The 18,041-nt window shown below is 62.0% G+C and carries 11 protein-coding genes; 3 read left to right on the forward strand and 8 right to left on the reverse strand.

Translation table 11 applies throughout. From position 1 onward, the window contains the following. Positions 1-93 precede the first annotated feature (93 nt). The 3 genes from Q0K12_RS05780 (at position 94) to Q0K12_RS05790 (ending at position 2,600) form a co-directional block, all read left to right on the forward strand. On the forward strand, positions 94-825 hold the full coding sequence (locus tag Q0K12_RS05780) for a methyltransferase domain-containing protein (RefSeq protein WP_297260921.1): 732 nt from the start codon (positions 94-96) through the stop codon (positions 823-825). Between the two features lie 15 nt (positions 826-840). Continuing rightward, a complete protein-coding gene (locus tag Q0K12_RS05785) occupies positions 841-1,890 on the forward strand; it encodes a hypothetical protein (protein WP_297260923.1) in 1,050 nt (349 codons plus the stop codon). A gap of 320 nt (positions 1,891-2,210) precedes the next feature. Next, positions 2,211-2,600: a hypothetical protein gene (locus Q0K12_RS05790; RefSeq protein ID WP_297260925.1), complete on the forward strand. Its 390-nt coding sequence runs from the start codon at positions 2,211-2,213 to the stop codon at positions 2,598-2,600. Between the two features lie 135 nt (positions 2,601-2,735). On the opposite strand, the gene hmcF is transcribed toward Q0K12_RS05790, so the two are convergent. The 8 genes from hmcF to Q0K12_RS05830 form a co-directional block, all read right to left on the reverse strand. Further along, positions 2,736-4,127, reverse strand: a complete 1,392-nt coding sequence (gene hmcF, locus Q0K12_RS05795) for a sulfate respiration complex iron-sulfur protein HmcF (RefSeq protein ID WP_297260927.1) — start codon at positions 4,125-4,127, stop codon at positions 2,736-2,738. Positions 4,128-4,169: 42 nt separating this feature from the next. Continuing rightward, positions 4,170-4,856, reverse strand: coding sequence for a sulfate respiration complex protein HmcE (gene hmcE, locus Q0K12_RS05800; protein WP_297260930.1), 687 nt, complete (start codon positions 4,854-4,856; stop codon positions 4,170-4,172). Positions 4,857-4,910: 54 nt separating this feature from the next. Continuing rightward, positions 4,911-5,270 carry a cytochrome c3 family protein gene (locus tag Q0K12_RS05805; protein ID WP_297260931.1) on the reverse strand — a complete coding sequence of 120 codons (360 nt, stop codon included), beginning with the start codon at positions 5,268-5,270 and terminating at the stop codon, positions 4,911-4,913. 443 nt (positions 5,271-5,713) lie between these two features. Then, a complete protein-coding gene (gene rpoC, locus Q0K12_RS05810; RefSeq protein ID WP_297260933.1) occupies positions 5,714-9,883 on the reverse strand; it encodes a DNA-directed RNA polymerase subunit beta' in 4,170 nt (1,389 codons plus the stop codon). A gap of 63 nt (positions 9,884-9,946) precedes the next feature. Next, positions 9,947-14,170, reverse strand: coding sequence for a DNA-directed RNA polymerase subunit beta (gene rpoB / locus Q0K12_RS05815; protein WP_297260934.1), 4,224 nt, complete (start codon positions 14,168-14,170; stop codon positions 9,947-9,949). Positions 14,171-14,456: 286 nt separating this feature from the next. After that, positions 14,457-15,506: an amino acid racemase gene (locus Q0K12_RS05820; protein ID WP_297260936.1), complete on the reverse strand. Its 1,050-nt coding sequence runs from the start codon at positions 15,504-15,506 to the stop codon at positions 14,457-14,459. 57 nt (positions 15,507-15,563) lie between these two features. Then, a complete protein-coding gene (locus Q0K12_RS05825) occupies positions 15,564-16,565 on the reverse strand; it encodes a D-cysteine desulfhydrase (protein WP_297260938.1) in 1,002 nt (333 codons plus the stop codon). Positions 16,566-16,631: 66 nt separating this feature from the next. Then, on the reverse strand, positions 16,632-17,834 hold the full coding sequence (locus Q0K12_RS05830; RefSeq protein WP_297260940.1) for an aminotransferase class I/II-fold pyridoxal phosphate-dependent enzyme: 1,203 nt from the start codon (positions 17,832-17,834) through the stop codon (positions 16,632-16,634). Positions 17,835-18,041 lie beyond the last annotated feature (207 nt).

Here is an 18,041-nt window from a genome sequence, read left to right on the forward strand (position 1 = left end):
AACCCGCCTATGGCGCGGCTCGTTAGAGCCGCTACCGATAGGAATCCCCCGACTTTAGGCGGGGGAGGATGTCAACGTCTTCCGAGGAGATGCATGCACGAGCTGCCGCAGAATAATGCACAGGATCGCTGGATGTGGACCTGCTGTACGGCTGCTCTTCAGGCCAATATCGCCTCATGGCGGAGACGCAACACTCGCCTGTTGGAAATAAACTGCGGCAGGGGGCTTTGCCTGCAAATGCTTTGGGAATGCGGCTTTGATGTGACAGGTTCCTCCGCTTTGCCAGAGGAACGAAGCGCTGCCTTCGTCAACGCGCCGCACGGTACCGAGATTCTCGCGGCTTCCGACGATGACATTCCTGTGGAGACGGATGCATTTGACTGGGTCATTCTGCATCTTGGCCAGCATGATGTTCGGCGGATGCGCCTTGCCGTGCAGGAAGCCATGCGCATAGCGTCTCGCGGCCTCGTTATAAGCTTCTGGAACAGGAGCTCGCTGCTTCGGCCTCTGCATGCATTTGGTTGTACGCGGTTTACGTTGCCATGCAGGGGGCTTTTTGTCTGGCAGGTGCTGGGAGCCGTTCGCGATTTTCCAGGGAAGAAGCGGCTGAGCGGCTGTTTGCCACTGCCGTTTGTTTCCGGCTTGTTCAGCCTATTGGGCGGAGCAGGACGCATTTGCACGGCTCTGATGGGGGCATGGACAATGCTCCGTATCAATCTGGATCCTGCGGCCAGCGGTACGCCCCTTGGCGTGCGCTCCGGACACGCTGCGGCGCTGGCGCAAGGGGCTGCAGTAATGGAATGTCGCGCCGGCGGCAAGAACTGAAAAAGGATGAACGCTATGTCCCTGATGGAAAACCTGCAGAAAGCCAAGCTGAAGATCGCGCTTGTGGTGCTGGTCATTGCTCTGGCTTACGGCGGCTGGGAAGGCTGGAAGCACTACCAGTATCTCCAGAGCAGTCAATATGCCTTTGACATGCTGAAAGAAAACCTCAAAAGTATCGATGAGGAGCAGCTTTCGGTCCAGGTGAACTTTCCTGCCATGAGCCAGCGCATAGCGCAAAGCGTAGCGCAATATTATCCTTTCATCGAGCAGGGGGCCAACCAGCAGCAAGCCATTATGCAACGTCTGCAAGCCTATCTGCAAGAGCGTCTCCTTGCCAAGGAAAAGGGCAAGCAGCGAGAGCTGACGCCTGAGGAAGCTCTTGAGCAGCCACTTGAGATTTTGCCGCCGGATTTTGTGAAGCAGCTGCAGCACAGCCTAGCCCTCAATACCACTGGGACGGGCAATCCCGATTTGGCCTTCGTTTCGGCGACGCTTCATCATCCCCAGTTCGGCAAGGACTTCAATTTGATTTTTCTTTTGCAACGTACGCCGTCCGGCTGGGTCATAACAGATCTTGCCAATGCACAAGAGCTTGTCGCCCAGTTCCGGGACGCACAGCTTAAGCGCAATGAGGCCAAGCGCCTGCAACTTATCAAGAAAAATGAAGTCACGCAGCAGCGCATGAATGCCACACTGCCCATCCAGTCATGTGAAGCTGCTGCCGGCGTGATCTCCGACAATAAGACGCTGCTGGTTCGCGTCATAGTGGTTGGCCGCAACGCTACTGCTGAGCGTGTCAACGGCTACAGTCTGCATGTGACGATTCTTAATGAGGCGGGTAAACCAATCCTTGACCGTTATCTTGACAAGGCGGCCCCTCTCCAGCCGGGTGAGCCATTCAAGCAGGGATGGACCATTGAGATGGCTGCTGATTCCGAGACCGGTAAGGCTCTGCTGGCCGGCGGCAAGCTGAAGTGTCTGACGCGCTGGCAGACGCAAGCGTTGAACAGCGGTGACGTACTGTACATCCGCGAAGTCAAGCAGATCCCGGAAGATTTCAAATAAGCTGCTGACACGCCATATCGCTGCTTGTCGTTTGAAATGCCTCCATTGCCATTCTGGTGATGGGGGCTTTTGCTTTGGAGCCAAGGTTGCTTAGAATGCCATGTGCGCGAACAGAGCGGTATGCTCCCAACGGTAGCGCGTGCCTGTCCTGGCGACCTATGCGTATTTAAGAAATTCTCGTGGAGGAGGCAGCTATGACACATAGAGCGCATTGGGTGCCGTGTTCAGCTAATGAGGCATGGCAGGAGCTCAAGCGATTTCTTGCAACGCATCCAGCTACCTACCGGACCCGTCTTAGAGGATTTCCAGTTTGAAACGCTTTGCGTTTCAAACCATACGGCCTGGCGTTTCGCGGAAAAAAACGCGGTTTTTCCGCTCACTTTCGGCCGGGCGGCGCTGTATCGCCGCCTCGCGTTTCACCTTTATCAAAGGTGAAACGCTCTAAAAACGGTGGCAGTGGAGCGCGCTTCAGGGCTGAGATCACAAAGGAAGGACACGTTCGTGTGACTTTGCAAAAAGGGCAACAGCATGTCCTGCCGGAGCGTGACTTTGCCGATTTGTATGCCTTGTACTTTCGGCGTGAGAAGGGAGAGGCTGTCTCTGGACGAGCTCAGGCGGTCAGCCATTACAGCAGTTATTTCTGGGGACTCATCTACTGGTGTCAGGTGCGGAAGGAAGTGCCCGACTCGGAAGCGGAGCTGCAGCTATAGCGCGCTTGAGCAAGGTTTTGGGTGACGCACAGCAATAGCCGAGAGCTTCAGAGATGAGATGCAGAAAGGCGGCCGGAATGATCCGACCGCCTTTTTTCCAGTAATGCCCTAAGCAGCTTGGACTGCTACACAGCATTATTCCTGAGGATTATGTTCGATATTGTCGGGGATCTGGATCATGTCCACGAGCAGAGGCTTGAGGAAGGACCACTTGATGTTGTGGACTTCATACTCTTCCATCATGTCGCGGATGGCGTCCCAGCAGTTGTGGCAGGGGGCGATGACCAGTTCAGCGCCCGTATCCTGGATCTGCTTGAGCTTCATCTTCAGACCCACGTTACGCTGCTTGCGGTACAGGCCCACGCCGTTGAAGCCGCCGCCACCGCCGCAGCAGTAGTTGTGGTCGCCGCAGGAGGACATTTCCACAAAGTCATCGGCAATGTAGCTCATGATTTCGCGGGTGTACTTGCCCAGACCGTTGTTGCGCACATAGTTGCAGGAGTCCTGCAGGGTGCAGCGCACCTTGATCTTCTTGGCAGGGTCGATCTTGAGCTTGCCGGTGCGCAGCGCCATGGCCACCCATTCCACGTAGTGCATGAACTTGACCGGCGGGTCGCCATCAGGCTGGCCGGCCCAGTAGGGGCCTTCCACCACGGTGGCGCGGTGGGCATGGCCGCACTCGGTGCCGACCACGGTCTTGGGACGCAGCTTCTCCACGGATTTGTAGATGCGCTTGACGTTGTTGGCCGCGCCTTCCCAGTCGCCGGCGAACATGGTGAGGGAGGTATTCTCCCAGCCTTCGCTCGGCACGGTCCAGTTTTCGCCGGCCACATGGAAGAGGATGGCGGCCTTGGCGATGTCGTCGGGATAGTGCTTCACTTCGCGGGCATTGAGGATATACATGATATCCGCATCTTCCTTGTCCACAGGGATTTCCAGCCCGGGCCATTCGTCGGAGTTTTCGTCCACCATCCACTCGCAGGTGTCGAGCCAGTCTTCCTGGCTGACGTCCATCTGCGCGCCGTAGACGCGGTGCATGCCGGAACCGATCTTCAGTTCCCACGGCACGAAGCCATGCTTGAAGAGCAGGCCGCGCAGGATGCTGATGAGCACGCCGGTGTCGATGCCGTGCGGGCAATAGAGCGAGCAGCGGTTACAGCAGGTGCACTGGGACCAGGCGACTTCCATGCAATGCAGCATGAACTCGGTATCCACCTGCCCCTTGCGGCGCACCAGTTCGCCGAGCGTGCTCTGGAACTTGTAGGAGGGCACCTGCTTGGGATCCTGTTCGTTGGCCTGATAGAGGAAACAGCTTTCGGCGCACATGCCGCAGCGGGCGCAGAGGCTCAGCCACGTGCGGGTACGGGAAGACTTGCAAGCCGCTTCCACATCGCGGGCAAGGGCTTCCGTGTCCACCTTCATCTGTTTCATCTGGGCATAATATTTGGCGCCGCCCTTGTCCTGCAGAAGCGTATGGATTTCTTCCTTGGTGGTCAGCGGCTTTGGGGTGCAAAGCATTTCAGACATTAGAGGCTCCTTTCAAAGGAAAAGAATGCTGGGTTGGCCCTACTACCAGGGGAAAGCGCCGCCACGGGCAGCGCCGCCGCGCTTGATGGCATAGTCCATGCCGATCTGGGCACGGGACATGAAGAACAGCGCGATGTGCGAAAGCTTGGTGAAGGGCGCGAGGATGAGGAAAAGTTCGCCAAAGAGCACATGGGCCAGCATCCAGCCTTCATAGTTGCCGCACAGCTCGAAACGGGCGACGATGCCGGTAAGGAAGGGCATGATGGTCAGGAAGAGGATGAACCAGTCGCCGGCGGTGGTCAGGATGCGCAGCTTGGCCAGACGGATGCGGCGCACGACCAGCAGCACCAGAGCCACCAGGCTCAGGATGCTCAAAAGGTCGGCCAGACCGGCGGGCAGAGCGGGCAGGGAGATGCCGAACCAGGAATTTTCGAGGACGACGGTATGCCCGAGCAGGAAAAGGGGCACGAGCACAGCGCCGAAGTGCAGCAGGAAGAAGAGGACGGCCGCTACCGGCTGGGCACGCCAGCCGCGGCTGCCGCCGGGGATGAGCCATTTGATGATGGACGCGAAGATGCCGGGGATGGAGCGATCCGTGTGCGCGCGGTAGGCGATGCGGTCGGCCTTGCCGTCAAGACCGACGACATACGCGACCATACGGAAAATGAGACCCAGCACGAAAACCGCAAGCGACAGGGTGAACAGCGGGCCAGTCACGAAATTGATCATGTGGAGATGCCTCCTGAAGGACGAAAGTTGACTGTGCGTGAACGGATGCGGCTGCTACTTCGCTGCAGCGGCGCCCTGCTGCGCGGCGATGGAGGCGCTGTGGCAGGAACGGCATTCGGTAAGACGCGGGCCCTTGTTGTACTTGATGTGGCAGGCCGTACAGGTCTCGTGCATGTACTTGACACGCTTGCCTTCGGGCTGGGCCGCCACGTCAAGGAACTGTTCAGGGGTCTCGTCGCGGTGACAGGCGGCGCAGTCTTCCTTGGCGTATTCCACATGCTTGTCATGGGTAAAGAAGACCTTGGGCATCTTTTCGCCGCTGATGCCGGTGCTCTTGAAGGGGATGAACTCCTCGGCCGTGGCGCCGGAAGGCAGGGCAAGGCCCAGCGTCAGCAGGCACGCGGCACACGCCATAACCATCTGTTTCGTGTTTGGGGCTTTCATACAAGTCCTTGTCAAAGGGGCTGAAAATTGTAGCCGGACGGCCCATGCCGCCGCTGGAAGCACGCTGCATCACCGACGTGCGCCCAGTACCCGCCTGGATCCACTGCATCCTGCGAAACTCCCCTTGTACAACAGCAAACAGGCAAGGCCGGAGCCATTGCCGGAAACCGTGCGCGAGCATGCTGCGGGAAGGCCGATAGGCGCCCGCAGAAACAGAGCTCCTGCGGGGAGTTGCAAAGACATGATGCGTCTTGCCTATAGCACAGGGATGGCGGCTAGGCAAGCATCTTTTGCGCGGCAAGGGGATGTTGCCGCCAGACTCGCCGGACTTGGCCCGGCAGCGGTCGCCCGCAGCGCAAGCGACGTAAAAAAGCCCCCGGCAGAGCCGGGGGCTTGGTCTTTTCAGGAAAGGGCTAGGAACCGAGATCCACGAGCACGGGATTCTCTTCCAGGTCTTCCAGGAACTTGTCGGGCCGTTCCCGCTGATCGGGCACGACGATGTCGCCGTGCACATACTCGCGGTAACCGGTACCGGCAGGGATGAGGCGGCCGACGATGACGTTTTCCTTGAGGCCGCGCAGGTAGTCCATCTTGCCCTTGAGCGAGGCTTCGGTCAGCACCTTGGTGGTCTCCTGGAAGGAGGCCGCCGAGATGAAGGACGAGGTGGTCAGCGAGGCCTGCGTGATGCCCAGCACCAGCGGTTCCGCCGTGGCGGGCTGACGCCCTTCGGCCATGACCTTGGCGTTTTCGGCCTTGAATTCGGCCTTGTCCACCTGCTCGCCCACAAGGAAGCTCGTGCCGCCGGAATCCAGGATGGTCACCTTCTTGAGCATCTGGCGCACGATGACTTCGATGTGCTTGTCGTCGATGCCCACGCCCTGGAAGCGGTAGACTTCCTGGATCTCGTCCACCAGATAGCGGGCAAGATACTTTTCGCCGCGGGTGCGCAGGATGTCGTGCAGTTCGGGATAGCCTTCGGTGAGCGGATCGCCCGCCTCCACGAAGTCGCCGTCCGTGGCGGTGATGTGCTTGCCCTTGGGCACGAGGTATTCCTTGGCCTCGCCGATCTCGGGCGTCACCACGAGCTTGCGCTTGCCCTTGGATTCGCCGGCATAGGTGACCGTGCCGGAGATCTCCGACACCACGGCCATGTCCTTGGGCTTGCGCACTTCAAAGAGTTCGGCCACGCGGGGAAGACCACCCACGATGTCCTTGGTCTTGGAGGTCTCACGCGGCTTGCGGGCGATGATGTCGCCGGCCTGGATGGCCTCGCCGTCCTTGACCATGATGATGGAGCCCACGGGCAGGCTGTACACGGCCGCCGTGTTGCTGGACGTACGCATCTTGACGTTGCCTTCGTCGTCGCAGACGGACACGGAGGGACGGAAGTTGGTGGTGCGGTATTCCATGATGGTCAGGGAGGCCTGACGGGTCACGTCGTCCACCTTTTCCTGCACGGTCTTGCCGTCCACGATGTCGGTGAAGCGGATGGTACCGTCCACTTCGCTGACGAAGGGTTCGTTGAAGGGGTCCCATTCGGCCAGCACGATGCCCTTGGTCACTTCCTGACCGTCCTGCACGTTGAGGCGCGCGCCGTTGGGCAGGATGTACTTCTCACGCTCGCGGCCCTGCGGGTCCACGATGGAGAGCTGGCCGCTCTTGCCGATGACGAGCTGGACGCCGTCGCGGTTGGTGACGGCCTTCACCCGGTTGAAGATGACCCGGCCGGCGTTGAGCGCCTCGAACTTGTTCTTTTCGATGGTGCTGGAGGCCGTACCGCCGATGTGGAAGGTACGCATGGTGAGCTGGGTGCCCGGCTCGCCGATGGACTGGGCCGCGATGATGCCCACGGTCTCCCCGATGTTGACCAGATGGCCGCGGGCCAGGTCGCGCCCGTAGCAGAGCGCGCAGATGCCGCGTTCGGACTGGCAGGTCAGCGGCGAGCGCACCATGATGGAGGACACGCCGTGCTGTTCGAGGATCTGGGCCTCATTCTCATTGATGAGGGTGTTTTCCGGCAGCAGGACCACGTCGGGATTTTCGGGATCGTAAACAGGGTAGAGCAGTACGCGCCCGATGGCCCGCTCGGACAGGGGCGTCTTGATGTCGCCGCCGTCCTTGAGGTGGGTGAGCTCCACGCCGTCCACCGTGCCGCAGTCGTGTTCGGAGACGATGACGTCCTGCACCACGTCCACGAGACGGCGGGTCAGATAACCGGAGTTGGCCGTCTTGAGGGCGGTGTCGGCCAGACCCTTGCGCGCGCCGTGGGTGGAGGTGAAGTACTGCAGCACCGACAGGCCCTCACGGAAGGAAGAGGTGATGGGCGTCTCGATGATTTCCCCGGAAGGCTTGGCCATAAGGCCGCGCATGCCGGCGAGCTGGCGCATCTGGTCCTGGTTGCCTCGAGCGCCGGAGTTGGACATCATGAAGATGGGGTTGAAGCTCTGGTTCTTTTCCTGACGCCCGGTCTTGGGATCGGTCAGGATGTCGTAGGAGATCTCCTTGGTCATTTCCGCGGAAACGTCCTGCGTGGCCTTGGTCCAGACGTCGACGACCTTGTTGTACTTTTCGGTACGGGTGATGATACCGTCGCGGTACTGGCGTTCGATGTCGTCCACCTCGGCCTGGGAGGCCGCCAGGATCTCCTTCTTGCGCGCCGGGATGGTGAGGTCCTTCACGCCGATGGTCACGCCGGCGCGGGTGGCGAACTCATATCCCATGTCCTTGAGGCGGTCGCAGAGGATGACCGTGGCCTTGATGCCGCACTGGCGGTAGGCCGCGCCCACGAGACGGGCGATGTTCTTCTTGGTGAGGATGAGATTCACATGCTCGAAGCCCAGTTCGGGCGGCAGGATGTTGCTCACCAGCACGCGGCCGGGCGTGGTGTCGTAGATCTTGCCGTCGGGCATGCGCACCCGGATGCGGGCGTGCAGGGAGACGGAGCCGGCATCATAGGCGGCTTCCACTTCCCACGGGCCGCAGAAGGTCATGCCTTCGCCTTCCTCGAAGCTGCGTTCGGCGGTCATGTAGTAGAGGCCGAGCACGATGTCCTGCGAAGGCACGATGACCGGGCCGCCGTTGGCCGGAGAAAGGATGTTGTTGGTGCTCATCATGAGCACGCGGCATTCGATCTGCGCCTCCACGGACAGCGGGATGTGCACGGCCATCTGGTCGCCGTCGAAGTCCGCGTTGTAGGCGGAGCAGACGAGCGGATGCAGACGGATGGCCTTGCCTTCCACCAGCAGGGGTTCAAAGGCCTGGATGCCCAGGCGGTGCAGGGTGGGGGCGCGGTTGAGCAGGATGGGATACTCCCGCACCACTTCGGAGAGGATGTCCCAGACCACCAGCTCCTCGCGTTCCACCATCTTCTTGGCGCTCTTGATGGTGGTGGCGTGGCCGCGCTTCTCCAGTTCCGAATAGATGAAGGGCTTGAAGAGCTCCAGCGCCATCTTCTTGGGCAGGCCGCACTGATGCAGCTTGAGGTAGGGGCCCACGGTGATGACCGAACGGCCGGAGTAGTCCACGCGCTTGCCCAGCAGGTTCTGGCGGAAGCGGCCCTGCTTGCCCTTGATCATGTCGGACAGGGACTTGAGGGAACGGCCGTTGGTGCCCGCGATGGCGCGGCCGCGGCGGCCGTTGTCGAACAGGGCGTCCACGGCTTCCTGCAGCATGCGCTTTTCGTTGCGGATGATGATCTCCGGCGCGCCCAGCTCCATGAGCCGCTTGAGGCGGTTGTTGCGGTTGATGACGCGACGGTAGAGGTCGTTCAGGTCGGAGGTGGCGAAGCGGCCGCCGTCCAGCGGAACCAGAGGACGCAGCTCCGGCGGGATGACCGGGATGACTTCCATGATCATCCATTCGGGCTTGTTGTTGGACTCGAGGAAGGCCTCGACGATCTTCAGCCGCTTGGTGATCTTCTTTTTCTTGGTCTGGCTCTTGGTGGTCTCGCCTTCCTCACGCAGCTCGATGCGCAGCTTCTCGAGGTCCAGCTCTTCCAGCAAGGAGCGCACGGCCTCGGCGCCCATGCCCACGGTGAGCACGTCGTCGGTGCCGTAGTGATCCAGGATCTGGAGGTACTGGTCCTCGGAGATGACCTGCTGCTTCTGCAGATTGGTCTGGCCGGGATCGAGCACGATGTAGGAGTCGAAGTAGAGCACCTTTTCCAGATCGGCCATGGTCATGTCCAGCAGGGTGCCGATCTTGGAGGGCAGGGTCTTCAGGAACCAGATGTGGGCCACGGGCGCGGCAAGCTCGATGTGGCCCATGCGCTCGCGGCGCACCTTGGAAGCGATGACTTCCACGCCGCACTTTTCGCAGACGATGCCGCGATGCTTCATGCGCTTGTACTTGCCGCAGTTGCACTCGTAGTCCTTCACGGGGCCGAAGATCTTGGCGCAGAACAGGCCGTCCCGCTCCGGCTTGAAGGTGCGGTAATTGATGGTTTCCGGTTTCTTCACCTCGCCGTAGGACCATGCGCGGATGGATTCGGGCGAAGCGATGGAAATCTGGATGGCTTTCAGGTTGCGGATGTTGGTCACATTGGCCGACGTGCCGCGTACGGTGAAGAGATCGTCCAGGCTCATATAGCTACCTTGCTTGTCAAAAGCTCGTTACAGTCCTTGCCTCTGCCGACGGATGAGCGGCGGCTACTCGTCCACTTCCTGCTCGCGCATGAAGCCGACGCGCTTGGGCTTTTTCTTGCCTTCTTCCTCGTGCAGGGTCACGTCGAGGCCCAGGCTCATGAGTTCCTTCACCAGCACGTTGAAGGACTCGGGCAGGCCGGCTTCGAGGAAGTTGTCGCCCTTGACGATTTTTTCGTACATCTTCACACGGCCCGTCACGTCGTCGGACTTGACCGTGAGGAATTCCTGCAGCAGATAGGCCGCGCCGTAAGCTTCCAGGGCCCAGACTTCCATTTCCCCGAGACGCTGGCCGCCGAACTGGGCCTTACCGCCCAGAGGCTGCTGGGTGACGAGGCTGTAGGGGCCGGTGGAACGGGCGTGGATCTTATCGTCGACCAGGTGGTGCAGCTTCAGGATATACATGACGCCGGTGGTCACGCGGTTCTTGAAGGGCACGCCCGTACGGCCGTCATAGAGCACGGTCTTGCCGTCATGCGGCATGCCGGACTTGACCATCCAGCCCCAGATCTCGTCTTCCGTGGCGCCGTCGAAGACCGGCGTGCGGGTCACGATGCCGTTGCGCAGCTTCTTCACCGAGGCGATGAACTCCTCGTCGTCCATGCCGTCCACGAGCTCGTTGATGGCCTCGGAGTTGAAGACGTCCTTCACGTCGGCGCGCACCGTGGCCACGGCCGCGCCGGAGTCCACCAGTTCGGCGAGCTGGCGGCCGAGCTCCTTGGCGCCCCAGCCGAGGTGGGTCTCCATGATCTGACCGATGTTCATACGCGAGGGCACGCCCAGCGGGTTGAGCACGATGTCCACGGGACGCCCGTCGGCAAAGAAGGGCATGTCCTCTTCCGGCAGGATGCAGGAGACGACACCCTTGTTCCCGTGACGGCCGGCCATCTTGTCGCCCACCGAGAGCTTACGCTTGATGGCGATGTAGACCTTGACCATCTTGATGACGCCGGGGGGCAGGTCGTCGCCTTCGGTGACCTTTTCGCGCTTGGAGTCGTAGATGCCCTTGAGGTACTCCACCTCCAGGTCATAGGCGCGCAGCAGTTCGGCCACGTTGTCGTTGACTTCCTTGCTCTTGAAGAGGCCGGCCAGCTTCCTGACCGGGATCTGCTCGAGCTGTTCCTCGCTCAGGGCCGCGCCGGCTTCCACCAGCACCTCGCCCTTCTTCTTGCCGGGCACGGTGGTGGCCACCTGCTTGCCCACGACATGGGGCGCGATGAGCGTGCGCGTCCGGTCGGAGAGGGCGCGCAGGTGATCGGCTTCCTTCTGGTCGAGCACGGCGGTCTCGTGAGCCTCGATGGCCAGGGTGCGTTCATCCTTCTCGCCGGAGCGGCGGTTGAAGACCTTGACGTCGATGACCGTACCTTCCACTCCCGGGGGCACCTTGAGGGAGGTATTCTTCACGTCGCGGGCCTTTTCGCCGAAGATGGCCCGCAAGAGCTTTTCTTCAGGGGTGAGCTGGGTCTCGCCCTTGGGGGTGATCTTGCCCACAAGGATGTCGTCAGGCTTCACGGCCGCGCCGATGCGGATGATGCCGCTCTCGTCGAGGTTGCGGAGCATGTCCTCGCTGACGTTGGGGATGTCGCGGGTGATCTCTTCCGGTCCCAGCTTGGTGTCGCGGGCCACCACTTCAAAGTCTTCGATGTGGACGGAGGTGAAGATGTCCTCCTTGACCACACGCTCGGAAATGAGGATGGAGTCTTCGTAGTTGTAGCCGCACCAGGGCATGAAGGCGACCACGAGGTTCTTGCCCAGGGCCAGCGTGCCTTCGTCGATGCCCGGACCGTCGGCCAGGATCTGGCCCTTCTTCACGATCTGACCGGGATAGCAGGTCGGCTTCTGGCCGAAGCAGGAGTTCTGGTTGGACTTGTGGTACTTGAGCAGATCGTAGGCCTTGACGCCGCCGGACTGCTTGAACAGCCCGCCCTCGTAGGCCACCACGATGCGGTCGGCGTCGGCGTATTTGACCACGCCGTCGGCCGGAGCCACGATGCAGGCGCCGGAGTCGCGCGCCACGTCCACTTCCATGCCGGTGCCCACCAGCGGCTTTTCGCTGCGCAGCAGCGGCACGGCCTGACGCTGCATGTTGGAGCCCATGAGCGCGCGGTTGGCGTCGTCATGCTCCAGGAAGGGGATGAGCGCGGCGGAGATGGACACCATCTGGCTGGGCGAGATGTCCATGAGGGTCACTTCCTCGCGGGAGCGCATTTCCACTTCGCCCTTGACGCGCACGGTGACGAATTCGTCGGCCAGACGGCCGTCGGCGTCGATGCGCACATTGGCCTGCGCCACCACGGCGTCGGATTCGCGCGAGGCGTCGAGATGCACGATCTCGTCGGTGACGTAGCCGTCGCGGATGACGCGGTAAGGCGTTTCGATGAAGCCGAAGTCGTTGACCTGCGCGAAGGTGGTCAGCGAGACGATGAGGCCGATGTTCGGGCCTTCGGGCGTCTCGATGGGACAGATGCGGCCGTAGTGGGAAGTGTGTACGTCGCGCACTTCAAAGCCCGCGCGCTCGCGGGTCAGACCGCCGGGACCCAGGGCGGAGAGACGCCGCTTGTGCGTCACTTCGGACAGGGAGTTGGTCTGGTCCATGAACTGCGAGAGCTGGGACGTGCCGAAGAATTCCTTGAGCACGGCCGCGACCGGCTTGGGATTGATGAGGTCGTGCGGCATGAGCGTGGAGATCTCCTGCAGGCTCATGCGCTCCTTGATGGCGCGTTCCATGCGCACAAGGCCGATGCGGTACTGGTTCTCCACCAGTTCGCCCACCAGGCGCACGCGGCGGTTGCCCAGATGGTCGATGTCGTCGGCGGGGCCGTGGCTGTCCTTCAACTGCACGAGCACCTTGATGGCGGTCAGGATGTCGTGGTCGTTAAGCGTGCGGTTCTCCAGCAGGCCGTGGAATTTTTCCTCAAGGGTCTTGCCGTCCTCATTGACGAACTTCTTGTCGTAGGCGGACAGCTCGGCCCCGGCCACCGCCTGCGCGGTGAGGGCAAGGCGCTGGTTGAGCTTGTAGCGGCCCACCGGCGACAGGTCGTAGTAGTCGGGATTGCGGAAAAGATTGTCGAAGAAGCTGGCCGCGATCTCCGCGGTGGGCGGGGAAGAGGGACGCAGACGGCGGTAGATCTCCTCCTGGGCCTTTTCCTGATCCGCGATGCGGTCCTGCATGAGGGTGTCGCGGATGGAGGAGGAGGTGTCCGTGCCCTTGGTGTGCAGCACGGCGATGCGCCGGATGCCCGCATCCCGCATACGCTCCAGCAGGCCGGGGGTGATCTCGTCCGCGGCTTCGGCCAGCACTTCGCCGCTGCCGTCGGCCACCACGTCCTCGGCAAGGAACATGCCGTCCAGGGTGTCCGGGCGCACTTCGATGGTGGGGATGCCCGCCTCGCAGATCTGCCGCCAGCCGCGCTTGGTGATGAGCTTGCCCGCCTTGACGAGGACCGTGCCGTCCGGGGCGGCGATGTCGGCGTAGGCATTGTCCTTGCGGTAGAGGTCCTTCTCCACTTCCCAGAACAGGCGGTCGGGGTCGGCGAGCTGGTAGTGCTCGCGGGTGTAGAAGTAGTCGAGGATGTCCGTCTTGCTCATGCCCATGGCCTTGAAAAGGATGGTGGCGGGCATCTTGCGGCGGCGGTCGATACGGACGTAGAGGATGTCCTTGTGGTCGAAGTCGAAGTCGAGCCAGGACCCGCGCATGGGGATGACGCGGCAGGAGTAGAGCACCTTGCGGCTGGTATGCGTCTTGCCGCCGTCGTGCTCGAAGATGATGCCGGGCGAGCGCTGGAGCTGATTGACGATGACGCGCTCGGTGCCGTTGATGATGAAGGTGCCCTTTTCGGTCATCAGGGGCAGGGTGCCGAAATAGATGTCCTGCTCCTTGATGTCCCGGATGGTCCGGTTGCCGGAGGCTTCATCCATGTCATAGACCACAAGGCGGACCTTGATGCGCACGGGCGCTTCGTAGGTCAGCCCCTTGGAGATGCATTCGGCCTGATCGTACTTGGGCTCCTGAACTTCGTAGCTCACGAACTCCAGACTGGCGGTCTTGTTGAAATCTTCGATGGGAAAGACGGTGTGGAAAACGCCTTCCAGCCCTTCGTCGGGCTTGCGGTCGGCCTCGGCCACGCCTTCCTGCAGAAACTTCTCGTACGAGTCTATCTGAAGATTGAGCAGGTGCGGGATGGGGAGCGAAACTTTGATCTTGCCGAACTGTTTGATAAGCTGGCCCATGCTGTACCTCAAGTGGGTAGCGGTTGCGCTTCGGTTCCTGACGCCGGGTGGGGTGGCCCCGTGCCGCCGGGCGGACGCACGCTCTGCGGGCGACGCCAGTCTGCCGCTGTCCGAAGCGTAGTTCCCTTGGGTTTCTGGTCAAAGACGCAACAAAGGACAAACGGGCGCACCCCTCTTTGCGGGGCGTTCCGTTTGCCTGCCTGAAAAAATCTATGCCGTGCGTGTGCGTTTTGCCGTAATGACCAGAGTATCCCCCAATGCATTATAGGAATCAATGCTCATATCCCTACTTTTGCTTTTTGGCAAGTCTTTTTTCCGGCAGCGTGAGGGGGACGGGCGGCGGGCGAAAGGCAAGCCCCTCCTTTCCGGTGTGCGGCGGAAAGAAGGGGCCGGGGGGCGCTGTCGACTGGAGGCTGCCATGACCGGCAGGATGCCTTTCAGGAGTTTGGGTATGCCTGGAAAATGGGTTGTTGCCTGAGAGCGTGCCCCGTCCGGGCCGTTCTCGTTTTGGCCGCCGCCGGGGGTGAGGAGGCTCCCGGCGGCGGCGTGCGGGGATGTCCTCTCGTATGTCGGGGCATGCGACATGGGGAGCGAACGCCTCGACGAGACAGCGCGCCAGAACGCGCGTGGGATCCACGAGAGGAGTCCCCTGAAAATCCTTGCCTTCCAGCGCCAGCGGCAACTCGGTGCAGCCGAGCAGGATGACGTCCGCCTGCCGGGAACGCAGGCTTTCGGCCTGGGCCTCGATGGCCCCGCGCGCCTGTGCGGTGACGGGCTGGGAAAAGGCCTTGATGCCGAAATCCGGGTCGCTGATGGCATGCTGCAGGGCGTCGCGTCCGGCGTCATCGGGATAGATGACCTCCAGCCCCGCCGGCTGGAAATGCTGGGTGAACACCTGCGAGGCGTAGGCTCCCTGCGTGCAGAGGACGCCGATCCGGCGGGCCTCGGGGAAGGTCTTGCGCAGGTAGTCCGCGGTGGCCGTGATCATATGGATGAAGCGCCCCGTGAAGCCGGACTTTTTCAGGCGTTCAAGGGCCACGTCCAGCATGGGCGCGCTGTGCGCCGTATTGCAGGGCATGCCGATGACGGTGGCCCCGGCCTGCGCCAGCCGTACCATGATGTCCCCCATGGCGTGGCCGGGATTGTCCGGGCTGCTGCCCAGCAGGAATTCCACCCGGGGCGGGATCTCGTTGGGGAAGGAGTAGAGCATGACGGGCAGGTGATCCTGATCCCGGTGGGCGGGGCAGCAGTCGAAGATCTTGTGCACCAGATCGAGCCCGGCATAGGGGCCGAGACCGCCGAGGACGCCGATGGAGGGAGGCAGCTGGGTAGACATGCGGTTCATTCCTGAGGCTGCCGGGACGGCGGCCGCCGTCCCGGCAGGTTGTGGGGCTTACTTGCGGAAGGTGTCAAGGTAGGCGTACAGGGCCGGGGAGCCGCCGGTGTGCAGGAAGAGCACATTGCTGCCGTCGGCGAAATGGCCCTTGCGCACCAGGTCGATGAGGCCGGCCATGGCCTTGCCGGAGTACACCGGGTCGAGCAGGATGCCTTCGGTCTGGGCCAGCAGCTTCACGGCTTCCACCATGCTGTCGGTGGGCAGGGAGTAGCCGGGGCCCACGTAATCGTCGAAGGCCACCACCTTTTCGGCGGGCAGGGTCACGCCGGCGCCGATGTAGTCCAGCGTTTCCTGCGCCAGCTTGTGCACGGCCGCTTCCTGCACGGGCTTGGGACGGTTGACGCCGATGCCGGTCACCGGGATGCCAGCATTATTGCCGTACATGCCCGCGATGATGCCGGCGTGGGTCCCGGCGCTGCCGCTGGGCACCACCATGTGGTCGATGCGGATGCCCTTGTCGAAGAGCTGGCGCAGGGTCTCCTCGGCGCAGTTCACATAGCCGAGCGCGCCGATCTTGTTGGACGCGCCGCCGGGCACGATGTAGGGCTTTTTGCCCTGCGCCTTGAGGCTTTCGGCCACCTTGCCCATCTCTTCCAGCATGTTGCTGCCGCCGGGGACGACGGTGATGCTCTTCACGCCCAGCAGCTGGAAGAGGAAGTTGTTGCCGGAGGCTTCGGGCTTGTAGCTGTTCTTCACGCGCTCTTCCAGCACCAGGTGGCAGTCCAGCCCTTCCTTGACGGCCCAGGAAAGGGTCAGGCGGCAGTGGTTGGACTGGACGGCGCCGCAGGTGATGATGGTGTCGGCGCCCTGCGCCAGAGCGTCGGCCATGACGAAGTCCAGCTTGCGGGTCTTGTTGCCGCCGGCGGTGCCGGGCAGGAGGTCGTCACGCTTGATGTAGATGTTGACCTTGCCGCCCAGCGCCTTGGTGAAGTTGGGCAGGAATTCGAGGGGGGTGGGTTCGGTGACGTAGCCGCGACGGGGGAACTTGGCGAGATTCATGCTGAAAACCTCAATGAGTGGGTTAGAGGATGAAAGACAGGGAGCGAAAACGGACTTTACGGCGCGCTAGCGCAGGCCCATTTCCGTAACGACCTCGGCAATGATGTCGGCGATGACGTCGCAGTCCTCGACGGAGAAGGTGAGGGGCAGGCGCATGTCGCACATGGTGGCCAGCACGCGCCGCGTGGTGGGCAGGTCGAGCGTGGCCAGGTAGGGGAAATACTGCCAACTGTCGTAGGCGCTGGTGAAGCCGTTGGGTTCCTTGTTGCCGAACCACTTGACGGAGACGCCGCGCTCGGCGCACTTGGCGATGAAGGTCTCGATGTCGGCATAACCGGCCTTGGGCAGGTTCCACTGGATGGAGCTGCCCACATAGCCTTCGCGGGGGTCGCGCTGCGGGCAGACCACGCCGGGGATGGCCTTGAGCCGGGCGGCCATGTGGTCATGCAGCACGTTCCAGCGGCGGCACTGCTCGTCGAGGATCTTCAGCTGCGGCAGCAGGAGCGCGGCGCGCAGATTGTCCATGCGCGAACTGAAGTTCGGCGTGACCTTCTTGACCTTCTCGAAGACCGAGGCGTCCGGGCGGGCCGTATGCGCCGTGTAGAGCATGTAGGAGCCGGAGTACATGATGGCGCGGGCCATGACCAGATCGTCATTGGTGATGAGCAGGCCGCCCTCGCCGGAATTCATGTGCTTGTAGGTCTGGGTGCTGTAGCAGGCCGCATGGCCGAAGGTGCCGCTCTTTTTGCCGTCCCAGCTGCCGCCCATGGTGTGGGCGCAGTCTTCCAGCAGAATGAGGTTATGCTTGCGCACCACCTCCATGACCTTGTCCATGTTGGCCATATGGCCGCGCATGTGCGAGAGCAGGAAGAAGCGCGCGCCGGTCCTGGCGGCCTTGGCGTCCAGGTCGTCGATGTCGATGGTGTAGTCATCGGTGATCTCGACGAGCTCGATCTTGCCGCCCGCATTCTCGATGGCCCCGGGCACGGGGGCCAGGGTGTAGGCGTTGCAGAGGACGGTATCTCCGGCCTGCACGCCCAGGCTCTTGAGGGCGATATAGAGCGCGCTGCCGCAGGAAGCGCAGGCCAGGCAGTAACGGGAGCCCATGTAGGCGGCGAAGGCCTCTTCCAGCTCCGCGGCATAGCCCTTCTCGCCGGGCATGGTGTTGTAGCGGTGCAGGCGGCCGGTCTGCATGACGCCGAGCGCCAGCTCGATGCCTTCCTGAGGAATGGGTTCCTGCAGGGTGAAATCCTTGGTGAAAGTCTTCATGTCGGACTCCTTGCCGGGTTGTGGCGGCAGGCGGGACGTCCTGCCTGCCGCCGTCGTTCGCATATGAGAGCGTTTTCCGTTTGAAACGCTTGGCGTTTCAAACCATACGGCCTGGCGTTTCGCGGAAAAAACGCGGTTTTTCCGCTCACTTTCGGCCGGGCGGCGCTGTGCCGCCGCCTCGCGTTTTGCCTTTTTCAGCGGCAAAAC

It is taken from the genome of uncultured Desulfovibrio sp., assembly GCF_944324525.1.
Taxonomy (GTDB): domain Bacteria; phylum Desulfobacterota; class Desulfovibrionia; order Desulfovibrionales; family Desulfovibrionaceae; genus Desulfovibrio.

Bases quoted from the DNA above. Each gene is read 5' to 3' on its own strand.
- Q0K12_RS05785 (WP_297260923.1), top strand. From the start codon at position 841: ATGTCCCTGATGGAAAACCTGCAGAAAGCCAAGCTGAAGATCGCGCTT.
- Q0K12_RS05830 (WP_297260940.1), bottom strand. From the start codon at position 17,834: ATGAAGACTTTCACCAAGGATTTCACCCTGCAGGAACCCATTCCTCAG.
- hmcE (WP_297260930.1), bottom strand. From the start codon at position 4,856: ATGATCAATTTCGTGACTGGCCCGCTGTTCACCCTGTCGCTTGCGGTT.
- Q0K12_RS05805 (WP_297260931.1), bottom strand. From the start codon at position 5,270: ATGGCGTGTGCCGCGTGCCTGCTGACGCTGGGCCTTGCCCTGCCTTCC.
- hmcF (WP_297260927.1), bottom strand. From the start codon at position 4,127: ATGTCTGAAATGCTTTGCACCCCAAAGCCGCTGACCACCAAGGAAGAA.
- rpoC (WP_297260933.1), bottom strand. From the start codon at position 9,883: ATGAGCCTGGACGATCTCTTCACCGTACGCGGCACGTCGGCCAATGTG.
- Q0K12_RS05820 (WP_297260936.1), bottom strand. From the start codon at position 15,506: ATGTCTACCCAGCTGCCTCCCTCCATCGGCGTCCTCGGCGGTCTCGGC.
- Q0K12_RS05780 (WP_297260921.1), top strand. From the start codon at position 94: ATGCACGAGCTGCCGCAGAATAATGCACAGGATCGCTGGATGTGGACC.
- Q0K12_RS05825 (WP_297260938.1), bottom strand. From the start codon at position 16,565: ATGAATCTCGCCAAGTTCCCCCGTCGCGGCTACGTCACCGAACCCACC.
- rpoB (WP_297260934.1), bottom strand. From the start codon at position 14,170: ATGGGCCAGCTTATCAAACAGTTCGGCAAGATCAAAGTTTCGCTCCCC.